This is a genomic window from Bradyrhizobium sp. UFLA05-108 (genome assembly GCF_059803455.1).
This window is the reverse complement of the sequence record NZ_JBANAZ010000004.1, coordinates 113945-138055: the sequence shown is the minus strand read 5'-3', so window position 1 is coordinate 138055 and position 24111 is coordinate 113945. Positions and strand designations below refer to the sequence as shown.

General features: G+C 63.6%; 19 protein-coding genes. 15 read left to right on the top strand and 4 right to left on the bottom strand.

Annotated elements, in window-relative coordinates; all coding sequences use genetic code 11:
- Positions 1–243: 243 nt before the first annotated feature.
- Entirely contained in the window at positions 244–615 is a 372-nt protein-coding gene (locus tag SO140_RS04500) for a helix-turn-helix domain-containing protein (RefSeq protein ID WP_020608151.1), read from the bottom strand.
- Between the two features lie 29 nt (positions 616–644).
- Positions 645–1688 carry a LysR family transcriptional regulator gene (locus SO140_RS04495; protein ID WP_449379505.1) on the bottom strand — a complete coding sequence of 348 codons (1044 nt, stop codon included), beginning with the start codon at positions 1686–1688 and terminating at the stop codon, positions 645–647.
- Positions 1689–2210: 522 nt separating this feature from the next.
- Here SO140_RS04495 and SO140_RS04490 point away from each other — a divergent pair.
- The gene (locus SO140_RS04490; RefSeq protein ID WP_449379544.1) at positions 2211–2447 is read left to right on the top strand and encodes a hypothetical protein; all 237 of its coding nucleotides are present in this window, start codon (positions 2211–2213) and stop codon (positions 2445–2447) included.
- Between the two features lie 206 nt (positions 2448–2653).
- A complete protein-coding gene (locus SO140_RS04485) occupies positions 2654–3385 on the top strand; it encodes a cytochrome c biogenesis CcdA family protein (RefSeq protein WP_449379504.1) in 732 nt (243 codons plus the stop codon).
- Between the two features lie 59 nt (positions 3386–3444).
- Here the strand turns inward: SO140_RS04485 and SO140_RS04480 are convergent, their stop codons facing one another.
- The gene (locus SO140_RS04480; RefSeq protein WP_449379543.1) at positions 3445–4902 is read right to left on the bottom strand and encodes a sensor histidine kinase; all 1458 of its coding nucleotides are present in this window, start codon (positions 4900–4902) and stop codon (positions 3445–3447) included.
- 327 nt (positions 4903–5229) lie between these two features.
- Here SO140_RS04480 and SO140_RS04475 point away from each other — a divergent pair, with 327 nt between their 5' ends.
- Together SO140_RS04475 and SO140_RS04470 are read left to right on the top strand one after the other, a co-directional pair.
- Positions 5230–5463 (top strand): hypothetical protein, encoded by a 234-nt coding sequence (locus tag SO140_RS04475; RefSeq protein ID WP_449379503.1) that lies wholly within the window; start codon positions 5230–5232, stop codon positions 5461–5463.
- 356 nt (positions 5464–5819) lie between these two features.
- Entirely contained in the window at positions 5820–7562 is a 1743-nt protein-coding gene (locus tag SO140_RS04470) for a SulP family inorganic anion transporter (protein WP_474798154.1), read from the top strand.
- A 27-nt stretch (positions 7563–7589) separates the two neighbouring features.
- On the opposite strand, the gene SO140_RS04465 is transcribed toward SO140_RS04470, so the two are convergent.
- A complete protein-coding gene (locus SO140_RS04465) occupies positions 7590–8864 on the bottom strand; it encodes a serine hydrolase domain-containing protein (RefSeq protein ID WP_449379501.1) in 1275 nt (424 codons plus the stop codon).
- A gap of 162 nt (positions 8865–9026) precedes the next feature.
- On the opposite strand from SO140_RS04465, the gene SO140_RS04460 reads away from it, so the two are divergent.
- The 11 genes from SO140_RS04460 (at position 9027) to SO140_RS04410 (ending at position 23870) form a co-directional block, all read left to right on the top strand.
- Positions 9027–9944: an intradiol ring-cleavage dioxygenase gene (locus SO140_RS04460; protein WP_449379500.1), complete on the top strand. Its 918-nt coding sequence runs from the start codon at positions 9027–9029 to the stop codon at positions 9942–9944.
- Between the two features lie 345 nt (positions 9945–10289).
- A complete protein-coding gene (locus SO140_RS04455; protein ID WP_449379499.1) occupies positions 10290–11606 on the top strand; it encodes a CmpA/NrtA family ABC transporter substrate-binding protein in 1317 nt (438 codons plus the stop codon).
- A 59-nt stretch (positions 11607–11665) separates the two neighbouring features.
- Positions 11666–12565 carry a nitrate ABC transporter permease gene (gene ntrB / locus SO140_RS04450; protein WP_449379498.1) on the top strand — a complete coding sequence of 300 codons (900 nt, stop codon included), beginning with the start codon at positions 11666–11668 and terminating at the stop codon, positions 12563–12565.
- A gap of 13 nt (positions 12566–12578) precedes the next feature.
- On the top strand, positions 12579–13373 hold the full coding sequence (locus tag SO140_RS04445) for an ABC transporter ATP-binding protein (protein WP_449379497.1): 795 nt from the start codon (positions 12579–12581) through the stop codon (positions 13371–13373).
- A gap of 339 nt (positions 13374–13712) precedes the next feature.
- Entirely contained in the window at positions 13713–15116 is a 1404-nt protein-coding gene (locus tag SO140_RS04440; RefSeq protein ID WP_449379496.1) for an MFS transporter, read from the top strand.
- A 204-nt stretch (positions 15117–15320) separates the two neighbouring features.
- A complete protein-coding gene (locus tag SO140_RS04435) occupies positions 15321–15749 on the top strand; it encodes a globin family protein (protein WP_449379495.1) in 429 nt (142 codons plus the stop codon).
- A gap of 9 nt (positions 15750–15758) precedes the next feature.
- Positions 15759–16976 (top strand): NAD(P)/FAD-dependent oxidoreductase, encoded by a 1218-nt coding sequence (locus SO140_RS04430; protein WP_449379494.1) that lies wholly within the window; start codon positions 15759–15761, stop codon positions 16974–16976.
- Positions 16977–16990: 14 nt separating this feature from the next.
- Positions 16991–19696 (top strand): molybdopterin-dependent oxidoreductase, encoded by a 2706-nt coding sequence (locus SO140_RS04425; protein WP_449379493.1) that lies wholly within the window; start codon positions 16991–16993, stop codon positions 19694–19696.
- A gap of 263 nt (positions 19697–19959) precedes the next feature.
- Complete coding sequence (locus SO140_RS04420; protein WP_449379492.1) at positions 19960–21792, top strand: heavy metal translocating P-type ATPase; 1833 nt, start codon at positions 19960–19962, stop codon at positions 21790–21792.
- A gap of 109 nt (positions 21793–21901) precedes the next feature.
- Entirely contained in the window at positions 21902–22741 is an 840-nt protein-coding gene (locus SO140_RS04415) for an aldo/keto reductase (protein WP_449379491.1), read from the top strand.
- A 187-nt stretch (positions 22742–22928) separates the two neighbouring features.
- Entirely contained in the window at positions 22929–23870 is a 942-nt protein-coding gene (locus tag SO140_RS04410; RefSeq protein WP_449379542.1) for a DMT family transporter, read from the top strand.
- The last annotated feature ends 241 nt before the right edge of the window (positions 23871–24111 follow it).

Sequence of the window (24111 nt, the reverse complement as noted above, 5' to 3'; positions counted from 1 at the left end):
CGGATTAAACGCAGGCTTCCCGGCCCATCCGCCCTCGATTTGGTCGTTCGACGGCCCGGATCGGTTCGTGAAAAGTGACGGAAAGTGACGAAGATCCGTAGGGCCCGTCCGAGGGAGGCCCAAAAAAGCAAAAGCCGCGCGTCAGGCGCGCGGCGAAGTCCCGTCCAATCCAGCCGCGCCCCCGCGACGCGGCGGATCGAACATCGAATCCGATGGACGGCCGACTGCCCGGCCGTCGATCGCTCAGCTTTCGTTGGCCGCGATCGATTCCATCAGCGAAACGAGCTGACGCTGTACCGTCTGGTCCTTGATCTTGCTGTAGGCGCGCAGCAGCCGGAGGCTGAAGGCGCTGTCCAGGAAAAGCAGGCTCTCGACTTCGCGAGCCTTGTTGTCGCCGTCGTAGAAGAAGGTCACGGGCACGTCGAGCGCCGAAGCGATCTGCTGCAGACGGGCCGCGCCGACACGATTGACGCCCTTTTCGTACTTCTGGACCTGCTGGAAGCTGACGCCCAGCTTCTCGCCAAGCTCAGCCTGCGAGATTTTCATCTCGACCCGCCGCAATCTGATCCGTTTGCCAAGCTCAATGTCCGGCTTGCCGGCACTGCGCTGCTTCATTCTCTTCGCCGCTGTTTTCATACTTTTTCTCACCGTTCTTCGGTTGAAAATCCCCCGAAGAGTTGGGTCAGGGGTTCGCCCATGTACACTTCCTTGAATTCGCGCGGATGCACGAATTCATCCTTGAACCACGGGAAGCGAGCCGGATTGAAGGCTTCGATCAGCCAGTCAATCATGTGCCGCACCCTTGGAATCCGGCCGCTACCGGGATGGTAGGACAACCAGATATCCAGCGGTCGGTTCAACGCGACCTCCAGTGGCATCAACTTCCCGCCAAGCGCGATGGCATAGCTCGGGAATACGCCGATTCCGGCGCCGTTCGCGACAGCCCAGTAGTTGGCGCTTGAGACGTTGGTCTTCATGACCAGAAGGTCACGCTCCGCAACGCCCGGGAAGAAGCTCTCGAACGTTTCCTTGGCGGCGATCTGGTCGGCGAATTGCAGCACCAGGCGGTGCTTGACCAATTCGTGAGCTGTAAGCGGCGCGCCATGTTTCTCAATGTATCTTTCGGCCGCCCAGAACATCAGATGCATGCGGCCGAGCCGCACCAGCTTGATGTCGAGCGCTGAGGGACGCGACAGATGGATGGCGACGTCGGCCTCGTGCCGGGAGACATCGGCAGAGCGCATCGCGCAGTGCAGGTCGACAAGGATTTTCGGATAGCTCTGCTGGAATTCGACCAGCCGCGGCGCCAGCCAGAAAGTGCCGAGTCCCTCGGTGACGGCGACCCGCACCTCGCCGGACGTGCCGGCGAGCGTATCGCTGGCGCGCAGCACGTCGAAGGTCGCGGCCTCCATCCGCTCCACGGCCGAGACCACCATCGCTCCTTCATCCGTCAACCGGGTGCCATGCACGTCCCGGGTGAACAGGGTGGCGCCGATCTGGCGCTCGAAATCGTCGATCTTCCGACGGACGGCATTAATGGAGAGCGAAAGGCGCTCAGCAGCGGAGCGGAAGCTGCCACAGCGCACGACCTCAAGGAATATCCTGGCCGCGTCCCAATCCGAGAGGCCGCCGAGGAGTGCTTTTTGGCGTTCTTCCAGAGGAACGCCCCTTTCCGCCGTGAGGTGCATACAAGTCCTTTCAGCTGGCTAAACTGGCAGAATCTTGGGCAAACCACAACCACGGCGGGTTGCGGGGGTGGCTAGTTTTGAGGCCATACTTACCGCGTCGTGGGTGGTATTAGAGTGCGCCAGGGACTGGGAATCGGACGGTCGATCGTCCGGATGAGGGGTATCGCGTGCGTTCAGTTGCGAGCCTTGAGAGCACTGCGCGGATATCGGGCTCTCCGAAATCGGAGGGCGCGGGTCGCAGGTCCGGCTTCGCGCCCATCTTCCGGCTGGCTACTGCGGAATCATCATTGCCGACAAAATCAATCATGCTGACGCGCCGTGCTCGGGCGATCACGCAACGCTTTTCTTGCAATGGAACTGCGATTTTCGAGCCTGGACGCGCTGAAATCGTGTTCGAAGGCTTGGATTCGTCGTGCTATCTTCGCGCGCAACTACGGGCCGCGGGGATCGTTGCCATTCATTCTCACAGGTTGACCTAACGAAAGAACTCCGGTGTCGCATTCAGATGAACAATTGCAGTCGGTGCTCGAAACGCTCGAGGAGTGCCGTCGGGTTCTCGGTGAGAACCAGGTCCGCGAGACGGTCGAGTTGCTCTCGATCGCCATCCTCGATCTGCGCATGAAACTCAAAGGCGTCGACAATGCCGAGCTTCGGGCGTTGTGCGACGAAATGCTGCGGGGCGCTGCCAGCGAATCCGCCTCCCGTTCCAAGCAGACGCAGGACCAGCCCCGGCGTCCGCTGCTCCGCGTGGTGAAATAACCGCGCCGCCCTCTCTCGCATCCGCGAGATTTGTGAGCGTCCCGATGCCGCATCTGTGATCACAGGCGGCATCGGGAGGAGCCCTGGTTTCCAGCGCCTCTGTTGCGCATTGCCCTGCATCGGCTACACCAAGGGCCAGTTAGGCCCAAATTCCGGCGCGCTCCCCGTGCGCACGGTGCGGGCCTTGAGATGGCCCCGACTGCATCATGCAAAATGTTTCTATCACGGCGGCGCTGCTTGCCGGCCTCGTCAGCTTCCTCTCGCCCTGCGTCCTGCCCCTGGTTCCGCCCTATCTGATCTATCTGACCGGTGCCACGATCGAGCACGTCGAGAGCGACGAGCGGCCGTCCGCCTCCAGGCGCGCGGTCATGATGTCGGCGCTGCTGTTCGTGCTTGGCTTCTCGACCATCTTCATTGCGCTGGGTGCCAGCGCCTCGCTGATCGGCAGCGTGATCCGCGCCTGGTCGGCCGAGCTCTCGATCCTCGCCGGCGTCGTCATCATCGTGATGGGCCTGCACTTCCTCGGTTTGACGCGCATCAACCTGTTGATGCGGGAAGGGCGGCTACCGATCCCCAAGCCGGTCGGTCTGTGGGGCGCCTACGTCATGGGGCTCGCCTTCGCCTTCGGCTGGACGCCGTGCATCGGGCCGATCCTCGCGGCCATCCTCTCGATCGCCGCGGCGGAGGCGACGGTGACCAAGGGGGCTGGCCTGCTCGCGGTCTATTCCGCCGGGCTCGGCATTCCCTTCCTGATCGCAGCGCTCCTGATCGAGCAGTTCTCGGCGCTGTTCGCGCGCATGAAGGGCCACCTCGTCAATGTCGAGCGGGCCATGGGCGTGCTCATGGTGATCACCGGCGTTTTCTTTCTCACAGGCGCGATCAGCAACATCAGCATCTGGCTGCTCGAGACCTTTCCGGTGCTCCAGTCGATCGGTTAGGACCGGTCAAGGCCTGAGGCCGGACAACAAGAATATCGGATGCAAAGCAGGCCCATTCGCTACCGCGGCTCGTCCAGCGCGCAGGTGATTGTGTAGACGACGCCGGGTGGCAGGAAATCCACGGTCGCTTCGCCGCCGAGCTGATCGCGCGCGCTGCGCTCGATCAGGCGGGAGCCGAAGCCACGTTGCACAGGCGCGGTCACCGGCGGTCCGCCGCTCTCGGTCCAGATCAGCCGCAGCCGCGGCTTGGGCGCAGCCGCGGTGACCTCCCAGTCCAGTGTCACCATCCCGGTCTCGTTGGATAGCGCGCCGTATTTGGCGGCGTTGGTTGCCATCTCATGCACGATCATCGACAGCACGACGGCGAGGCGCGGCGACAGCGGCACCGCTGGTCCGTTCATCCGGATCCGGTCTGGATTGCTCAGCAGGAACGGGTCCAGTGCGCGGGCAACGACGTCCTTCAGGTCCGAGCCCTGCCACTTCTCCTGGCTGAGCAGATTGTGCGCTTCCGCGAGCGCGCCGAGGCGCCCCTCGAACTTGGTGCGCTCGTCGCGGCTTGCGCTGCGGAACGACTGCACAGCGATCGCCTGCATCAAGGCGAGGGTATTCTTGACGCGATGGTTGAGCTCTTCGATCAGCAGATCGTGCAGCATCTCGCCGCGCGCGATGGTGGCGGCCATCCGCAAGGCGAAGGCAAGCCCGGTCAGGAGGAGCACGCCGCCGATCAGGCTCGTGATCGCGATGTTGCGCCAGAGCGGCGCGACCAGCGAGCTCTCGGCGACGCCGGCAGCAACCGTCCAGCCTGTCATCCGCGACCGCGTATAGGCAGCACTGAGCGGAATATTGTCGAGCGAGACCGCGGACAAGGACGCCTCGCCCTTGCGGAACATCTCGTCATAGAGCGAGGACGTGGCGCGCTTGCCGAACGTGTCGCCCGGGTTGGGCGCGCGTGCGAATACGATGCCCTTGCTGTCCAGCAGCGATACCGTCCAGTGCTCATCGGGCCGTTGCTTTTCGACCAGCGTCTGGAAGATATCGAGCGGTGGGCTGAAGGTGAGGGCGTAGATCACTTCGCCATCGCGCAACACGGGGACCTCGACGGTCACGACCTGGCGCTGCTTGATCGCGCTGAGGAACAGGTCGGAATATTGCGGCAGCTTGGTTGCGAAGACCTTCTCCACGATCTCGGTGTTGTTGCGGGGCGGCAGGCCGGCCGTGTCCTCCGTCACCGACGAGAACAACAGATGCCCCTTGCGGTCGGAGACCAGCACGACGCCGTCCTTGCCGTACTGCTCGAGAAAACCCGAGACGATGCGGCGAAAGCTCAGGAAGTCACCGCCGCGCAGCGCGTTGGTCAGCGCCAGCACCTGCAAACCCCCGGTCATCCGCTGCACCTCGGCATCGAGCACCAGGCGGATGCTGCGTACCGTTTCCAGCACGCGGCGGTTCGCGTCGCTACGGTCCTGAGCGTAGTTATAGAAAACGATGCCGACGGCGAAGACGATCAAGGGCAGCATCGTCCCCATGACGAGGAGCGCGAGCCGTACGGGCAGAGTGAACTTTGACAACGCGGGCGCCCTGGTTCCGGCGCGACGCCGCCGGATCAAGCAAGAGCATACGGGCAGCCTCCGCGTTGCGCCACGGGTTTTCCGGTTTGCCGGAAAATCCCGGTCGAGCGATTTTGCGCTGCATTCCGTGTCCGTATCGGGGTGAGTTTCGCGCCGCTGCTGTCGCTCGCTGCGAGCAATGATCCCTCGGGAACATCGGCGAAGGAACGATCTGCCATTTTTTCCCGTTGTCGAATTGCCGAAACCAGCAGGTTCGACAATTGGAGGAGAGGAACAATGAAACTGAGAATCGCAACCGCGGCGGTGATGATCGCCGCCTTCGCCACGCCAGCGTTCGCTGTCGACGAGTTCTACGTCGTCCAGGACGTCAAGACGAAGAAATGCACCGTCGTCGACAGGAAGCCGACGGAATCGTCGATGACCGTCGTCGGCCCGGCCGGCACCATCTACAAGTCGCGCACCGAGGCCGAGGCTGGCATGAAGACCGTCAAGGTCTGCACGTCGAACTGAGGGAGGTCATCATGCCACCAGTCTTCATTCTCTGGGCCGTGCCCGCTGTTCTCGTGATCGGTGGCGGCATTTATCTGATTGGTCACATGCACTGAGGCCGCCACGTCAGGGCCGCGGCGAGAATTCGCCGAGGCCCGTTTCGTGTGACCGTACAATTCTGCATGTTGCTCTCGGCATTGGCGGCGCGGTGGACGGCGCGTCGGTTTTGCACTGCATTCTGCGTCGCTCGCGTGACACCGCGCCACTGTTCAGCCTGCCAACGGCGTATTAGCCTACGCTGGATTCCAGCCGCGCCGATCTCGGCCAGCGCATCAAGCGCGGTCAACGAGCCCGCCCGGGCTTGGGGGTGATCGTCGATGAAGCATTGGATCCACTGGTTGCCGGGGCTCGACACTCTTCGTCGATATGAGGCTGCGTGGCTTCCGCACGATATCTTCGCCGGGATCGTCCTGGCGACAATGCTGGTCCCGGTCGGAATTGCCTACGCGGCGGCATCGGGGTTGCCTGGGATCTATGGTCTGTACGCAACGATCGTGCCGCTGTTGGTCTATGCGTTGTTCGGCCCAAGCCGTATTCTCGTCCTCGGTCCGGACTCTGCTCTGGCAGGGGTCATCCTCGGCGTTGTCGCTCCGTTGTCCGGTGGTGATCCGCTGCGGGCCGCGACGCTCGCCGGCATGATGGCGATCGTTTCGGGGGTGGTGTGCATTCTGGCGGGTGTCGCGCGCCTGGGCTTTGTGACCGAGCTTCTCTCCAAGCCAATACGCTACGGTTACATGAATGGAATCGCGTTGACCGTATTGATCAGCCAGCTGCCGAAGCTCATGGGCTTCTCGATTGAGAGCGAAGGACCCCTTAGAAGTTTGCTCGCGATCGTCGGCGCAATCCGCGATGGGCGGACAAACTGGGTCGCGTTCGGGATCGGGCTCGGCACCTTGATCGTGATCCTGCTTCTCAAGAACAACAAGCGGCTCCCAGGCATTCTGATAGCGGTCCTTGGCGCGACGGTTGTCGTCGGCGCGCTGGGCCTCGCGGCGCCTTATGACGTGAAGGTCCTGGGTCCCCTTCCTCAGGGGCTGCCTGGATTTGTCGTTCCCTGGATCAGCTACGGCGACATGGTCCCCGTGCTGGTCGGCGGGTGTGCGATAGCGCTGATATCATTCGCGGATACCAGCGTGCTTTCACGGGCCTATGCCGCACGATTGGGGACGCGGGTCGATCCCAACCAGGAGTTGGTCGGCCTCGGCGTCGCCAATCTGGCGACCGGCTTTTTTCAGGGATTCTCGATCAGCAGCAGCAGTTCGCGTACACCCGTTGCGGAAGCGGCCGGCGCGCGCACCCAACTCACCAGCGTCGTTGGCGCGCTTGCCATCGCTGCGCTCTTGCTAGCGGCGCCAAACCTTCTTCAGCATTTGCCGAGCGCTGCATTGGCTGCCGTGGTCATCACCTCGGCGATCGGCTTGATCGAGGTCGCCGACCTGAAACGAATCTATCGCATTCAGCGGTGGGAGTTCTGGTTGGCGATCGTCTGCTTTGTCGGTGTTGCAGTGCTCGGAGTGATTCCAGGAATAGGGCTGGCAATCGCCATCGCCATCGCCGAGTTCCTCTGGGACGGTTGGCGCCCGCATTCCGCCGTATTGGGTCGCGCCCACGGCGTCAAAGGCTATCACGACATCACAAGATATCCGGATGCACGCCGAATCCCAGGGCTGGTCCTGTTTCGGTGGGACGCGCCTCTGTTCTTTGCCAACGCCGAATTCTTCAAGGAACGCATTCGGGATGCCGTAGCAACATCGCCGACGCCCGTGCGCTGGCTGGTGGTTGCGGCAGAGCCGGTCACGAGCGTCGACGTCACGGCCTGCGATGTGGTCGCTGAACTCGATGAAGCGCTGCACGCGCAGGGGATTGAGCTGTGCTTTGCCGAGCTCAAGGACCCCGTGAAGGACAAGCTGAAGCGATTTGGCTTGTTCGCGCAGCTAGGCGAGAAATACTTCTTTCCAACGATCGGAGTTGCCGTTTCTCGTTATCTCGAGATCAATGATGTGGCGTGGGACGACTGGGAGGACCAGGCCGAGGTTGGCACGAACGGGCCTCCGCGTTGAAGCGTCGAGGCCCGTCCCGTGGTGGGCTTATAGATTGCTCTCGGTGATCGCGGCATAGACCATGCTACGCAGCTCACGCCGGATCGGGTAGGCGCTCGACGGCAGCACCTGCGTCATGAAGATCGTGATCAGCTCCTCGGCCGGATCGATCCAGAACGAGGTCGTCGCAGCGCCGCCCCAATTGTACTCGCCGGAACTGCCGGCGATCAGCGTCTCTGCCGGCCGCATGGTCACGGCGAAGCCGAGGCCGAAGCCGATGCCATTGTAGGTCGCCTCAGAGAACAGCGAGCGGGAAACGTCGGGTAGAGTGCGGCCGCCCGGAATGTGGTTGGTCGTCATGAGCGCCAGCGTCTTCGGCCCGATCAATCTGACACCGCCGAGTTCGCCGCCATTGAGCAGCGCGCGGCAGAACGTGAGATAGTCGGCAACGGTTGAGCACAGACCGCCGCCGCCGGAGATGAAATCTGGCGGCGCCAGGAACGAGCTCGTCATCGGGTCGTCCTGGAGGGTCAGGCCCTGGCGGCGCTGGCCGGCATGGAAGGTCATGCCGCCCTGCGGATCGGCGGAATAGCAGGCTGCGAAGCGATGCGCTTTGGAGGCGGGCACGTGGAAATCGGTGTCGGTCATGCCGAGCGGGTCGAGGATGCGCTGTTTCAGGAATTGCTCGAAGGGAACACCAGAGATCTTGCCAATGAGATAGCCGATCACGTCGGTGGAGACGGAGTAGTTCCAGGCGTCTCCAGGCGAGAACTCCAGCGGGATCTTGGTCAGCCCCTCGATCATGGTCTGCAGCGTGCCGGCCTTCTCGACCTCGCCGATCTTCTGCTCGCGATAGGCCGCATCGACATTGGAGCGCTGCTGGAAGCCGTAGGTCAGGCCCGAGGTGTGCCGCAGGAGGTCGACGATCTGCATTGGTCGTGACGGCGGCCGGGTCAGGAACGCAGGGTTCGTGCCGGCGACGAACACGCCGAGGTCCTTCCACTCCGGAATGAATTTGGCGACGGGTTCGTCGATCGCGACGAGGCCTTCCTCGACCAGCATCATGAAGGCGACGCTGGTGAGCGGCTTGGTCATGGAATAGATGCGGTAGATGGTGTCGTCCTTGACCGGCACTTCGCGCTCGATGTCGGCGAGGCCCAGCACCGAGCGGTGGGCGATCTTGCCGCGGCGATAGACCAGGAGCTGCGTTCCCGGGAAGCGGCCGGCATCGATATACCGGTTCTTCAGATGCGCATCGACGCGGTCGAGCGCGGCCTGGGACATGCCGACGGATTCGGGCGAGGCAGGGGTAGGGGCGAGCATCGGGAATGTTCCTCCGGAGTGTTCTTGTGAGGAGGTGATAGCCGAAATGAGGACCCCATTCCAAGCCGGTCGCGCTTAACGCCGCATGCCCGGCTGGTGTAGGCTTCGCAGCGGAACGCCGTCAGGCCAAACAACGAGAAAATCGGACAGCGGGAAAGAGAAATGACCCAGTTCAACGAGACCGAGCTTACCGAGGCCGTCATCAAGAGCTTCGACAACACGCCCAATCCGCGTGCAAGGTTCCTGCTCCAGGAATTGGTGAAGTCGCTGCACGATTACGTGAGCAAGACCGGCCTCACCTTCGAGGAATGGGACTATGCGATCGACTTCCTGACCCGCACCGGCCAGAAGTGCACAGATACCCGCCAGGAGTTCATCCTGCTTTCCGACGTGCTCGGTGTCTCCATGCTGGTCGATGCGGTGAACCACCGCGACCGCGACGGCGCCACAGAGACGACCGTGCTCGGTCCCTTCTATGTCGGCGAACACAAGGTGGCCGCGCACGGCACCGACATCTCGCCGCATAACCTGACCGGCGAGAAGATGTTCGTGCGGAGCCGTGTCACGGATCTCAGCGGCAAGCCGCTTGCAAACGTTCCGGTCGACGTCTGGCACGCCGACGACGACGGCTTCTACGATTCCCAGAAGCCGAACTACGATGAGATCGGCGCCTCGGCGCGGGCGCGCTTCATCACCGATTCCGAGGGCCGCTTCTTCTTCCGCACCATTCTGCCCTGCAGCTATCCGATCCCGACCGACGGCCCTGTGGGCGAGATGATCGTTCAGACCAACCGCCACCCGATGCGTCCCGCGCACGTCCACTTCCTCGTTAATGCGAAGGGCTATGAGCCCCTGATCACTCACGTCTTCATTGGTGGCGACAAATATCTCGACTCCGACGTGGTGTTTGGGGTCAAGGACGAGTTGATCGCCAAGGTCGAGAAGCGCACCGATCCGGCCATGCCCGATGGCGGTAAGGCGGCCGGGCCCTGGCACCTGATGACTTATGAATTCCACCTCAAGCCGGGCGACGGTCTGGCTCCCAAGCCGCTCGGGGTGAAGGCCGCGGAGCACGCTTGAGAACGGCCTCATCCAGAGCCTGCCTAGTTTATATGCGGCGCGCAAAAACCGGGCAGGTCGCAAATTCCGCGTGCGGAACAGCGGGCTGCGACAATCTGTTCCGGCCCTTTAACATGCTGATTTATAAATAAGATTCGCCGCATCTGGCTTGGCATAAAGCTTGAATAGTTAGTGCCGACGCCATTGATGCCGTCCCGCGAGACTATTCATCCGAATTTGCCGACGCCACCAGACGGGGGTCCCTCCCGCCATGCGTTCGCATGCGTCAATGGCGGCGCCACCGGACGACGGGCTCGTGTGCACTGACGCACCACTTCTGCAACGACGCAAAGGACGACACGACCTATGACCAAGCGCATCCGCCGCCCCTCCGACAGCGGCCTCAGCCGCCGTCAATTGTTGAAGGCGACCGGCAGCACCGCCGCACTTCTCGCCGCCGCCAAGCTGAATTTCCCTGCCGGTGCGTTCGCGCAAGATGCAGGTCCCGAGGTCAAAGGCGCCAAGCTCGGCTTCATCGCGCTGACTGATGCGACCCCGCTGTTCGTTGCCAAGGAGAAAGGCATCTTCGCCAAATACGGCATGCCCGACGTCGAGGTGCAGAAGCAGGCCTCCTGGGGCACGACGCGTGACAACCTGGTGCTCGGCTCCGAAGGCAACGGCATCGACGGCGCGCACATTCTCACTCCGATGCCGTATCTGATCTCCGCCGGCAAGGTGACGCAGAACAATCAGCCGACGCCGATGTACATCCTGGCACGGCTCAATCTGAATGGTCAGTGCATCTCGGTCGCCAAGGAATATGCCGACATCAAGGTTGGAATCGACACTGCGCCGTTCAAGGTCGCGCTGGATAAGAAGAAGGCCTCGGGCAAGGCCGTGAAGGCCGCGATGACCTTCCCCGGCGGCACGCATGACCTCTGGATCCGCTATTGGCTCGCCGCCGGCGGCATCGATCCCGACAAGGACATCGAAACCATCGTCGTGCCGCCCCCGCAGATGGTCGCCAACATGAAAGTCGGTACCATGGATAGCTTCTGCGTTTGCGAGCCCTGGAATCTCCAGCTCATCCATCAGGAGATCGGCTACACCGCGATCACCACCGGCGAACTCTGGGACAAGCATCCCGAAAAGTCGTTCGGCATGCGCGCGGCCTTCGTCGACAAATATCCGAGAGCGACGAAAGCGCTGCTGATGGCGGTGATGGAAGCCCAGCAATGGGCGGAAAAGGCCGAGAACCGCGAGGAAGCAGCGACGATCTGCGCCAAGCGCCAATGGATCAATTGCCCGGTCGAGGACGTCACCGACCGCATGAAGGGCAAGTTCGACTACGGCACCGGCCGCATCGTCGAGAACTCGCCGCAGCAGATGCGCTTCTGGAAGGACAATGCCTCCTATCCGTTCCAGAGCCACGATCTGTGGTTCCTTACCGAGGATATCCGCTGGGGCAAGTACGAGCCTGGCTTCGACACCAAGGCGCTGATCGCCAAGGTCAACCGCGAGGACCTCTGGAAAGACGCGGCCAAGACGCTCGGCGTGGCCAGTTCCGACATCCCGGCTTCCGCCTCGCGCGGTAAGGAGACCTTCTTCGACGGCAAGGTGTTCGATCCCGAAAACCCGGCTGCCTATCTGAAGTCGCTCGCGATCAAGCGCGTCGAAGTCTGATAGGTCCCGCGGCCGCCCATGGGCGGCCGCATTGTCATTGCAGCCGGAGAAGAATTTCGATGAACATGCCTGTGAAGAAGATCGGCGCTGAAGGTGTTGCGCCTTCCGCTGGCGCCACCGCGCCGGTCGTCGCGATGACACCGAAGCGACCGCCGCTGGCCGAGACGTATGCGCGGATGGCAAAGGAGACTGCGGTCCGCGTTATCCCGCCGCTCGTCGTGCTGGCGCTGTTGATGCTTGTCTGGGAGCTCATCTGCCGCCGCGCCGGCTCGACGCTGCCACCACCGTCAAGAGTGTTCAAGGATACGAAGGAGCTGATCCTCGATCCGTTCTTCGATCATGGCGGCATCGACAAGGGCCTGTTCTGGCATCTCTCCGCCAGTCTCCAGCGCGTCGCCTATGGCTATTCGATCGCGGCCATCGTCGGAATCGCGCTCGGCACGCTCGTCGGGCAATCGGTCTGGGCGATGCGCGGGCTCGACCCACTGTTCCAGGTCCTTCGCACCATCCCGCCGCTGGCTTGGCTGCCGCTTTCGCTCGCTGCCTTCCGCGACGGCCAGCCTTCGGCGATCTTCGTCATCTTCATCACCTCGGTATGGCCGATCATCATCAACACCGCTGTCGGCATCCGCAACATTCCGCAGGACTACCGCAACGTCGCGGCCGTCGTGCAGCTCAATCCGCTGGAGTTCTTCGGCAAGATCATGATCCCGGCGGCCGCGCCCTACATCTTCACCGGCCTGCGCATCGGCATCGGTCTCTCCTGGCTCGCCATCGTCGCGGCCGAGATGCTGATCGGCGGCGTCGGCGTCGGCTTCTTCATCTGGGACGCCTGGAACTCCTCGCATATCAGCGAGATCATCCTGGCGCTGTTCTATGTCGGCATCATCGGCTTCGTGCTCGATCGCCTGATCGCGGGCCTCGGCAGGTTCGTCACCCACGGCACCGCGCAGAACTGAAGGAGAGGGGCACATGACCGCCTATCTGAAGCTCGATCACATCGACAAGATCTTTACCCGCGGTGCGGCCACGACCGAGGTGCTGAAGGACATCAACCTCACCATCGAGAAGGGCGAATACGTCTCGATCATCGGCCACTCCGGCTGCGGCAAGTCGACCCTGCTCAATATCGTAGCAGGTCTGACGGGCGCCTCGACGGGCGGCGTGCTGCTTGAGAACCGCGAGGTCAACTCGCCCGGCCCCGATCGCGCCGTAGTGTTCCAGAACCACAGTCTGCTGCCCTGGCTGACCGTGTTCGAGAACGTCAAGCTTGGCGTCGACAAGGTATTTGCCAGAACCAAGACGCGGGCCGAGCGCGAGGCCTGGGTGATGCACAATCTCAACCTCGTGCAGATGGCCCATGCCAAGGACAAGCGTCCGTCGGAAATCTCAGGTGGCATGAAGCAGCGCGTCGGCATTGCCCGCGCGCTCGCGATGGAGCCGAAGGTACTTCTGCTCGACGAACCCTTCGGCGCGCTCGACGCGCTGACCCGGGCCCATTTGCAGGACTCGGTGATGGCGCTGCACCAGAAGCTCGGCAACACCATTCTGATGATCACCCACGACGTCGACGAGGCCGTGCTGTTGTCCGACCGCATCGTGATGATGACCAACGGGCCGAGTGCGCGCATCGGCGAAGTGCTGGATGTGCCGCTCTCCCGTCCCCGCAAGCGGCTCGAGCTTGCGTCGAATGCCGCTTACTTGAAGTGCCGCCAGCGCGTGCTCGAATTCCTCTACGAGCGTCATCGCTTCGTCGAAGCCGCGTAGACGGGTGGTTAACGCGAGGATGTGCCGCGCCTAAATAATCGACACCCCGCTCAATCCTTGTGCGCCGCACAAGGATTGAGCGAATCGCAAAATATGCGTGCGAAAAAGTCCTACGAAAATTTCGGACCGTTCAAATAAGTCACTGAAATCCCTGTATTTCCCGGTCGCGCGCAGTTGGCATGGAATTTGAAATGTCATTTTGCGACGCCAACGACGACGTCCCTCAACATCATCAATCAGCATCGTGAACTCGCCACCGGGGAGAAGCCTCGGAGCGTGCCTCCATGCCTGGAGGCTAAGCCTGCAACGACGCAGCGGTGAGCCTAGAAGGGATTATCAATGACGACGAATCCGAATGGAAATCCGGCTTCAAGTCCGACCTGGATTTCAGACTGGCGCCCCGAGGACGAGGCGTTCTGGAATGCGACTGGCAAGACTATCGCGCGACGCAACCTGATCTGGTCGATCGTGGCCGAGCATATCGGCTTCTCGGTCTGGCTGATCTGGAGCATCGTCACCACCAAGCTGCCGCAGGCAGGCTTCCACTTCACGACCGACCAGCTCTTCCAGCTTGTCGCCGTGCCGGGCCTGATCGGCGCCTTGATGCGCTTCCCCTACACCTTTGCGGTCACGACCTTTGGCGGCCGCAACTGGACCATCTTCAGCGCGGCGATCCTATTCATCCCGACGCTGTCGCTCGCTTATTTCGTGAGCCAGCCCGACACGCCGTTCTGGCTGATGCTGCTCGTCGCGTCGACCGCAGGCCTCGGCGGCGGCAATTTCGCCTCCAGCATGACCAACATCTCTTTCTTCTTCCCAGACCGGATGAAGGGATCCGCGCTCGGTCTCAACGCTGCCGGCGGCAATATCGGCGTCTCCAGCGTGCAGCTCCTGACGCCCATCCTGATGACGCTCGGTGTCATCAACCTGTTCCAGGCGACGCCCGTCGACGGCATCTTCCTGCAGAACGCCGGGTTGATGTGGGTGCTGCCGATCGCGATCGCCGTATTCGGCGCTGTGTTCTTCATGAACAACCTGGCCTCGGCCAAGTCGTCGGTGAAGAACCAGCTCGCGATCGTCAAGCGCAAGCACACCTGGATCATGGCCTACCTCTATATCGGGACCTTCGGCTCCTTCATCGGCTACTCGGCAGCGTTTCCGCTGCTGATCAAGACCCAGTTCCCGCAAATCACGATCGCGATCGCCTTCCTGGGTCCGTTGGTCGGCTCGCTGTCGCGGCCTCTCGGCGGGTGGCTTGCCGACAAGGTCGGCGGCTCCATCATCACCTTCTGGAACTTCATCGCGATGGCGGCCGCCACGATCGGCGTCCTCTATTTCGTTGGCCAGAAGGACTTCATCGGTTTCCTGGCGATGTTCCTGATCCTGTTCGTCACGACGGGCATCGGCAACGGCTCGACCTACCGGATGATCCCCTCGATCTTCCGTGAGGAAAATCTGTTCAAGGTGCGCGGCAAGGGCGATGCAGCGCGCGCGCTGGCGCTGAAGACGGCAAGCATCGAGAGCGGCGCGGCGGTTGGCTTCATCGGCGCGATCGGCGCTGTCGGCGGCTATCTGATCCCGACCGGTTTTGGCAAGTCGATCGCGCTGACTGGCGGGCCGCAGCTCGCGCTGGCGATCTACCTTGTCTTCTACGCCTCCTGCCTCGGGCTGACCTGGTGGTTCTACCTGCGTCGCGGCCCGCAGGCCGAAGGCGCGGCGAGCCTCGCCGAAGCGCGCGTGTAGAGCATGATCCGGACCCGGAGGGCCGCGTTAGCGCAAAGTGTGCAGCGGTTTTTCCGCGAAGATCATGCTCAAGAGATAGAGACTTGGTACGAATCTCGCTTCTCCCCGTACGCGGGGAGAAGCTTTGCCGGAGAGTTTGACCCATGAACCTTATCCGCAAGGGCGCGGACAAAGGCAGACTTCAAACCAGCAAGGAGACCAACGATGACGCCCGAACAGATCAACCTCGTCCAGCAGAGCTTCGCCAAGGTCGCTCCGATTTCGGACGCGGCTGCGATGTTGTTCTACGACCGCCTGTTCGAGGTCGCGCCATCGGTGAAGGCGATGTTTCCTGCTGACATGACCGAACAGCGCAAGAAGCTGATGGCGACGCTTGCCGTCGTCGTGAACGGTCTGACCAATCTCGACTCGATCCTGCCGGCCGCATCCGCGCTGGCGCAACGTCACGTCGCTTACGGCGCGAAGCCCGAACATTACCCGGTCGTGGGCTCGACCCTGTTGTGGACGCTGGCGAAGGGGCTGGGCGACGCCTGGACGCCAGATGTCGCCGCCGCCTGGACCGCGGCCTACGGCGTGCTGTCGAACTTCATGATTTCCGAGGCCTATGGCGCGCGGCCGCAGGCCGCAGAATAGGAGAGCAAAGTGAGTGAGCCACTCGTCATCGTCGGTAACGGTATGGCCGCCGCGCGTCTGGTCGATGAACTCGCCAAGACCGCGCTCGGCCGTTACGCAGTCGCTGTGATCGGCGAAGAGCCGCGGCTCGCCTACAACCGCGTGCTGCTCTCGTCCGTGCTTGCGGGCGAGACCGGCTCCCACGAGATCGAGCTCAGGCCCGCCGACTGGTGGCGCCAGCGCGGCGTGACCGTCCGCTACGGCTATCGCGTCACCGAGATCGATGTCGGTCGTCGCGAGCTGAAGATCGCGGGCGAGGAGAGCATGGAATATTCCAAGCTCGTCCTCGCCACCGGCTCGACGCCGCTGCGGTTGAACGTGCCGGGCGCCGACCTCACGGGCGTCCACACTTTTCGCGACAGCCGCGACGTCGATCTGCTCTTGACGCTCGCAGCAGCCAAGAAGCGCGTCGTCGTGGTCGGTGGCGGCTTGCTCGGACTGGAAGCTGCCTATGGTCTTGCGAAAGCCGGCGCACCGGTGACGCTGCTGCATCTCATGGATCGCCTGATGGAGCGCCAGCTCGATCTGCCTGCGGCCGAGTTGCTCAAGACGCTGGTCGAGCGCAAGGGCATCAATGTCGTTCTGAATGCGAGCACCAAATGCATTCATGGCGACGGCCACGTCGAGGCCGTCGAGCTTGCCGACGGCAGCCGCATCGAAGCCGATGCCGCGATCGTTGCGGCGGGCATCCGGCCGAACGTCGCGATCGCGAAGGAGGCAGGGCTTGCCGTCAACCGCGGCATCGTCGTGAACGATTGCCTCCAGACCAGCGAGTCCGACATCTTCGCGCTCGGTGAATGCGCCGAGCATCGCGGCACGGCTTACGGGCTGGTCGAGCCGGCCTATGAGCAGGCACGCGTGCTGGCGCGGCATCTTGCCGGCAAGAGTGCCACCTATCAGGGCAGCGTGGTCTCGACCAATCTGAAAGTATCAGGCGTCAGCGTGTTCTCGGCCGGCGATTTCGTCGGCGGCGAGGGCAGCGAGAGCCTCGTGCTCTCCGATCGCAGGCGCGGCACCTACAAGAAGCTGGTCATCGCCGACGGCAGACTCACCGGCGCCGTGCTGATCGGCGATACCGTGGACGCGCTCTGGTATCTCGAACTGATCCGCAATCGCGAGAAGGTCGCCGCGATCCGTACCGACATGATGTTCGGCCGCGCACTCGCGCTTCCGCCCAAAGCCGCTTGATGGATGTCGCCTGAATGACTGCGATCGATCCGACGCTCCGCGCCACCAGAACGACCTGTCCCTATTGCGGCGTCGGCTGCGGCGTGCTGGCGACGCCCGACGGCAATGGTGGCGCTGCGATCGCCGGCGACCCCGAGCATCCCGCCAATTTCGGCCGGCTCTGCTCCAAGGGCTCGGCGCTCGGCGAGACCGTCGGACTCGAGGGACGTCTGCTCTATCCGATGATCCGCTGCAAAGGCGTGATGGAGCGTGTCGCCTGGAGCGACGCGCTCGACCATGTCGCCCATCGCATGCAGCATATCGTGGCGCGTGACGGCGCGGATGCTGTCGCTTTCTATCTCTCGGGCCAGTTGCTGACGGAGGACTACTACGTCGCCAACAAGCTGATGAAGGGGTTCGTCGGCACGGCGAATGTCGACACCAATTCGCGGCTCTGCATGTCGTCCTCGGTCGCCGGCCATCGCCGTGCCTTCGGCGCCGACACCGTGCCCGGCTGCTACGAGGATCTCGACCAGGCTGACTTGCTCGTGCTGGTCGGCTCCAACGCGGCCTGGTGCCATCCGATCCTGTTCCAGCGCATGCGCAGGAACAAGGAGGAGCGCGGCGCTCGCATCATCGTGATCGATCCGCGCCGCACCGATACTGCAAGCGACATAGACCTGTTCCTGGGCGTGAAGCCAGGCACCGACACCGCGCTGTTCTCCGGCCTGTTCGTCCATCTCGCAGACAACGGCGCTCTCGACAAGGACTACATCGCGAACAACACGTCGGGCTTCGACGATGCGCTCGCCCGTGCGCGCAGCATCGCCGGCAGCGTGACCGCGACGGCGCTCGCGACCGGACTGTCGGAGCAGGACGTCGCGGCGTTCTATGCGATGTTCCGCGAGACCGAGCGTGTCGTCACGCTGTACTCGCAGGGCGTCAACCAGTCGGCGCAGGGCACCGACAAGGTCAACGCCATCCTCAATTGCCATCTCGCCACGGGCCGCATCGGCAAGCCAGGGGCTTCGCCGTTCTCGCTCACGGGACAACCCAATGCGATGGGTGGCCGCGAGGTCGGTGGGCTCGCCAACCAGCTCGCCGCGCACATGATGTTCACTCCGCCCGAGATCGACCGCGTGCGGCGGTTCTGGAAGGCGCCGCGCATCGCCACCCACGAGGGGCTCAAGGCGGTGCAGTTGTTCGAGGCGATCAACCGCGGCGAGGTCAAGGCGCTGTGGGTGATGGGCACCAATCCGGCGGTGTCGCTGCCGGATGCCGATCTCGTGCGCGATGCGCTGAAGAAGCTCGAGCTGTTCGTGGTCTCGGAGAACGTGCTTTCCAACGACACGGTGGAGGCGGGGCCGCATGTGCTGTTGCCCGCGCTCGCATGGGGCGAGAAGTCGGGCACGGTGACAAATTCCGAGCGCCGTATCTCGCGGCAGCGTTCGTTCCTGCCGGCGCCGGGCGAGGCGCGGCCGGACTGGTGGATTCTGAGCGAGGTCGCAAAGCGCCTCGGCTTCAGTGCGGGCTTCAACTACAAATCGGCCGCCGAGATCTTCCGCGAGCATGCCGCGCTCTCGGCGTTCGAGAACAATGGCAGCCGGGATTTCGACATCGGCGCGCTGCAATCGGTATCCGACGAGGCCTATGATGCGCTGGTGCCGCTGCAATGGCCGGCGCGCGAGGGGCAGGAGGGACCTGGCGCGCGCTTCTTTGCGGGCGGCGGCTTCTTCACCAATGACGGCAAGGGCCGTTTCGTTGCGCCGGAGGTACCGGCGCTGCGCAGCGAGACCAATGCGGCGCGACCACTGCGGCTGAACACGGGTCGCATCCGCGACCAGTGGCACACCATGACCCGTACCGGCCTCAGCCAGCGGCTCGGGGCGCATCTGCCAGAGCCGTTCGTCGAGATTCATCCTGATGATGCCGGCAAATACGGCGTCACCGACGACAGCTTTGCCCGCGTCACCACCGATTACGGGCAGTGCATCCTCAAAGTCGTGGTCAGCGAGCGCCAGCAGCGCGGCACGCTGTTCGCGCCGATCCACTGGAGCGCGATGAACGCCTCGCATGGCCGCATCGGCGCGCTGGTGCAGTCGTTCAACGATCCGTTCTCGGGGCAGCCGGAAGCCAAGGCAACCCCGGCCGCGATAGCGCCGTACGAATACGTCTTCCGCGGCTTTGTTCTGTCGCGAAAAGCACTCGCGCTGCCGCCGCATCTGTGGTGGGCGCGTGTCGCGATCGGCGGTGGCTACGGCTATCTCTTCGCCGACAATGCGGATCTGTCCCGCTGGCCGATCTGGCTGCACGATATTGGAGGCGAGGATATTGCCGAGTACCGCGATTTCGGCGGCGGCGTCTACCGCGCGGCGTCTTTCGTCGGCGATCGCATCGAGGCCTGCCTGTTCATTGGCCCTGCCCATGATGCCGGCGATTGGGAGGTGGTGAAGAGCCTGTTCGCGGCAGGCAGTGTCAGTGACGAACAGCGCCGCATGTTGCTCTCGGGCAAATCGACCGAAGGTGTCGCCTCGACCGGTCCCGTGGTCTGCGCCTGCTTCGGCGTCGGCCGCGCCACCATCTGTGACACCATCGCCGCCGGCGCGCGCAGCGCGGCCGAGATCGGCGCAAAACTCAAGGCCGGCACCAATTGCGGCTCCTGCATTCCCGAGCTCAAGCGGCTGATTGCGGAGACGGGCGGGGCTGCGAAGGAGGCAAAGTTCGCCGGCGCGGCGGGCTAGCGCCACACTTCCTGCATCATCGCCCGGCTTGCCGCCTTCGCTGAAGCTTCGGCGAGCCGAGTCCGCGAGCCTCGTCGAAGCCTTGGCGGAGACGGGATCGGGCGATCCAGCACTCCGAGACGTCCGAGACAAATCGATAGGCCGCGGCATAGTTGATGCCCCGCCTGCGCGGGGCATGACAGTGTGGGGTTGATCTAAATCATCGCCTCTTCGCGCACTCGCTGTCATCATCACTGCCGCGCAACTCGCCCGGCGTTTTTTCCGTGTCCGACGTTCCCATTCGGCCCTTCCTGATCGGCTTTCCCGCCGCGGGACTCGTGCTCGGCTTTGTGCTGCGCGCATCCGGCGCTTCGGCGTGGGTTGATCTGGTCTGGGCGATTGCGACGCTGCCGGTATTGCTTGCGCTCCTGGTCGAGATCGTGCGGAGCCTGTGGCGCGGCGATGTCGGGCTCGATATCGTGGCTGCACTTTCGATGACGTCGGCGCTGGTGGTCGGTGAGGAGCTTGCGGCCGCCGTGGTCGCGCTGATGTATGCCGGCGGGCAACACCTCGAGGACTTTGCCGAGGGCCAAGCGCGGCGCGAGATGACGGCGCTGCTCGCGCGCGCCCCGCGCAAGGCGATGCGTCATCGCGACCATCGGCTCGAGGAGATCGACGTCGAGCTCGTCGCGACAGGCGACCGTCTGCTGATCCGCCAGGGCGAGATCGTGCCGGTCGACGGCACGCTCGCAAGCCCGCTCGCCGTGCTCGACCAGTCTGCGCTGACGGGGGAATCGCTGCCGGTCCAGTGCAGGGACGGCGAAGCGGTGATGAGCGGAGCCACCAATGCCGGCGAAGCCTTCGACATCATCGCCACCCGTCCGGCGGCGCAAAGCACCTATCCGGGTATCGTCCGCCTGGTCGAGGCGGCGCAGCGCGCCAGGGCGCCGATGGCGAGGCTCGCCGATCGCTATGCGATCGTGTTTTTGGTCGCAACGCTCACGATCGCGGGTGCGGCCTGGGCCTGGACGCAGGATCCGATCCGCATGGTGGCGGTGCTGGTGGTGGCGACGCCCTGCCCGCTGATCCTCGCGGTGCCGGTTGCCATCGTCGCTGGCCTGTCGCGCGCGGCCCATTACGGCATCTTGATCAAGGGCGGCAAGGCGCTCGAGACGATGGCTCGCATCCGCGTCCTCGTGGTCGACAAGACCGGCACGCTCACCGATGGCAAGGCGAGGGTGGTTGCAGTCCATGCCGCGGAAGCATTTCGTGAGGATGACGTGCTGCGGATCGCCGCATCGCTCGATCAGGCCTCCAAGCATGTCATCGCGCAGGCGCTGGTGGCCGAGGCGCAGCGCCGCGGGCTTCCACTGTCGATTCCGGCCGATGTCGCGGAGACGCCCGGCGAAGGCGTCAAGGGACGCGTGCAGGGCAGCTTCGTCGCCGTCGGCGGTCGTCGCTATGTGCGATCGCAACTGCCGGATCCGATCCAGGGCACGACTGAGCCCGCGTTGACAGCGCCGGGAGCGGTCGCCGTGTGGCTGGCGCTTGACGGCCGGCTTGCCGGACGGATCGTGCTCGCCGACGAGCTGCGCGCCGGCATCGACGAGCTCCTTGCCAAGGTGCGGCGCCTCGGCGTTGAACGCATCGTGCTCGCGACCGGCGACCGCCGCGACGTAGCCGAGGCCATCACGGCCGGTCTCGGCCTCGATGCGGTTCGCGCCGAGCTGACGCCGGACCAAAAAGTCATGGTGGTGCTGTCAGAGCGCAAAGCCGGTCCGGTGATGATGGTGGGCGATGGCGTCAACGACGCCCCGGCACTCGCGGCCGCCGATGTCGGCGTCGCCATGGGTGCGACGGGTGCCGCCGCGTCGGCGGAAGCAGCCGACGCCGTGCTGCTGGTCGACACGCTCGACCGCATCGTGCCCGCGATCGAGATCGCGCGCCGCGCACGTTTCATCGCGCTTCAGAGCGTTATTGCCGGCATCGGCCTGTCGACGCTCGGCATGATCGCGGCTGCCTTCGGCTACCTGACGCCAGTCGAGGGCGCGATCCTGCAGGAGGTGATCGACGTCGCCGTGATCCTGAATGCGCTGCGCGTGCTGCGCGACCGGTGAGCTATGCTCGTCTCCGACGGAGGCGCGGGCCAATCGACGCTTCGAACATTGTCGCCTATGCTGTCACGCGGCGAGAGAAAGCACTCAGATCTCGCCCGTGGAGAAATACATGAACACAAAACCCTTCGGCCACACCGGCGCCAGCGTCTCCGTCATCGGACAGGGCACCTGGTATCTCGATCATGGCGACCGCAAGCGCGCGATTGCCGCGCTTCAGCGCGGGCTTGATCTAGGGATGACGCATATCGACACCGCCGAGATGTACGGCGAGGCGGAACTCGTGATTGCCGATGCGATCGCTGGCCGCAGGGACGAGGTTTTCCTGGTCTCGAAGGTGTTGCCGAGCAACGCCTCGCGCCGCGGCACCATCACCGCTTGCGAGCGCTCGCTCAAGCGGCTGAAGACGGATCGGCTCGACTGCTATTTGCTGCACTGGCGTGGCTCCTATGCGCTGGAGGACACTGTTGCTGCCTTCGAGGAGCTGGTGAAGGCTGGCAAGATCAAATCCTGGGGCGTGTCCAACTTCGACGCCGACGATCTCGACGACATCCTCGACGTTGCCGGCGAAGGCAAGATCGCCTGCAATCAGGTGCTGTACCATCTCAAGGAGCGTGCAATCGAGCACGCGGTGATCCCGTGGTGCGAGCGGCACGGTGTTGCGGTGGTGGCCTATTCGCCATTCGGCCATGACGATTTTCCCGCAGCGACGAGCAAGGGAGGTGCGGTGCTCGCGCGCATCGCAGAGGCGCACAGCGCGACGCCGCGTCAGGTGGCGCTCAGCTTTCTCACCCGTGCAACTACGGTGTTCGCGATCCCGAAGGCGTCATCCGCCGAGCATGCTGGCGAAAATGCGGCGAGCGGCGATCTCGTGTTGACCATGGACGATGTTACCGCGCTGGATGCGGCGTTTCCGCGCGGCAGCAAGCCACGCAGCCTGCCGATGCTGTAATGCAAGAAAGCGCCCCTTGTTAATGGAGCGTTTACGCACGTGCCCACCAGTGCATATCGGCATCCTGTTTTCGGGCGTTGTGAACCACGCGCAATTGGCGTTTTTATAGGTTCATACGATTCGCATTTCCCGAGTTCCAGCCGTGACCCCGCCGCCAGCCGCAGCCGCAAGGCTCGACAGTATTTCCGTGCCTGTGCCAGAAAGGAAGCAGGCCGCACGCCGCGCACCCGCGCGCGTCGACCATCCCTTCAAGGGCATTGCGCTGGTCCTGTTGTCGACCGTATTTCTCGGCTGCTCAGACGTCACCGCGAAATATCTTTCGACGAGCCTGCCGTCGATCGAGATCACCTGGATCCGCTTCCTGACCTTCGCACTGATGTTCACGCCGGTGATGCTGCCGGCCTCGCCGCTCTATGCGATGCGTACCGAGCGGCTCGGCCTTCAGTTGATGCGCGGTGCGGCGCTGCTCGGCTCGTCACTGTTCTTCATTACCGGCCTGCGTTTCCTCCCGATCGCGGAGGCCTCCGCCACCGGCTTCGTCTCGCCACTGTTCGTCACGGCGCTCTCGATCATCTTCCTGAGTGAGAAGGTCGGCCTGCGCCGCTGGCTCGCAACTGCGCTCGGCCTCGTCGGCGTTACGATCATTTTGCGGCCCGGCTCAAGCGCATTTCACGTCGCCGCGTTCTTCCCGATCGTCTCGGCGTTTTGCTGGGCGGCTGCGCTGATCCTGACGCGCATGATCAGCGGGCGGGAAGCTGTCCTCACCACGATGGCCTATTCCGCGCTCACGGGCGTTGCCCTCCTGACCGCGATGGTGCCGTTCGTCTGGGTCACGCCGAGCTGGACTGCCATCGGGCTCGGTATCTTCATCGGCATCGCCTCCACGGTTGGCCAGTGGATCATCGTGCTCGCTTATCGCTATGGCGATGCTTCGGTGCTGGCGCCGTTCTCCTACACGCAATTGCTGTGGGTCAGCATTTTGGGCTTCTTCATCTTCGGTGAGTTGCCGGACGTCTGGACCATCACGGGCGCGGCGTTCATCGTCGCGAGCGGCCTCTATATCGCCCATCGCGAGCGTGTCCGCCGGGCCCAGCTCTTGGTGCGCGAGGAGCGTTCGCCGAACGCCTGACGCAATCTGAAGGGCTGGCTTTGTGCTATCAACGGCTCCGACAAGAATGGGAGGAGCCGGGTACGGGCTGCATCGAGAGCGACAAGAGCGAGCCGATGCTCGGCATCATGAAGAGCTCAACGTCCAATAAGTCGTCGGCTACACGCCAGAGGAGTTCGCCTATTCGCTACGCCTAATCGCGGAGGGCGAGGTGGAGGCGGCCGCGATGGTGACGGCCAAGGTCGGCATCGACGGCGTGCCC

Coding starts and splice junctions, on each gene's coding strand:
- SO140_RS04500 (WP_020608151.1), bottom strand. CDS start 615: ATGAAGCAGCGCAGTGCCGGCAAGCCGGACATTGAGCTTGGCAAACGG.
- SO140_RS04495 (WP_449379505.1), bottom strand. CDS start 1,688: ATGCACCTCACGGCGGAAAGGGGCGTTCCTCTGGAAGAACGCCAAAAA.
- SO140_RS04485 (WP_449379504.1), top strand. CDS start 2,654: ATGCAAAATGTTTCTATCACGGCGGCGCTGCTTGCCGGCCTCGTCAGC.
- SO140_RS04480 (WP_449379543.1), bottom strand. CDS start 4,902: ATGCTGCCCTTGATCGTCTTCGCCGTCGGCATCGTTTTCTATAACTAC.
- SO140_RS04475 (WP_449379503.1), top strand. CDS start 5,230: ATGAAACTGAGAATCGCAACCGCGGCGGTGATGATCGCCGCCTTCGCC.
- SO140_RS04470 (WP_474798154.1), top strand. CDS start 5,820: ATGAAGCATTGGATCCACTGGTTGCCGGGGCTCGACACTCTTCGTCGA.
- SO140_RS04465 (WP_449379501.1), bottom strand. CDS start 8,864: ATGCTCGCCCCTACCCCTGCCTCGCCCGAATCCGTCGGCATGTCCCAG.
- SO140_RS04460 (WP_449379500.1), top strand. CDS start 9,027: ATGACCCAGTTCAACGAGACCGAGCTTACCGAGGCCGTCATCAAGAGC.
- SO140_RS04455 (WP_449379499.1), top strand. CDS start 10,290: ATGACCAAGCGCATCCGCCGCCCCTCCGACAGCGGCCTCAGCCGCCGT.
- ntrB (WP_449379498.1), top strand. CDS start 11,666: ATGAACATGCCTGTGAAGAAGATCGGCGCTGAAGGTGTTGCGCCTTCC.
- SO140_RS04445 (WP_449379497.1), top strand. CDS start 12,579: ATGACCGCCTATCTGAAGCTCGATCACATCGACAAGATCTTTACCCGC.
- SO140_RS04440 (WP_449379496.1), top strand. CDS start 13,713: ATGACGACGAATCCGAATGGAAATCCGGCTTCAAGTCCGACCTGGATT.
- SO140_RS04435 (WP_449379495.1), top strand. CDS start 15,321: ATGACGCCCGAACAGATCAACCTCGTCCAGCAGAGCTTCGCCAAGGTC.
- SO140_RS04425 (WP_449379493.1), top strand. CDS start 16,991: ATGACTGCGATCGATCCGACGCTCCGCGCCACCAGAACGACCTGTCCC.
- SO140_RS04415 (WP_449379491.1), top strand. CDS start 21,902: ATGAACACAAAACCCTTCGGCCACACCGGCGCCAGCGTCTCCGTCATC.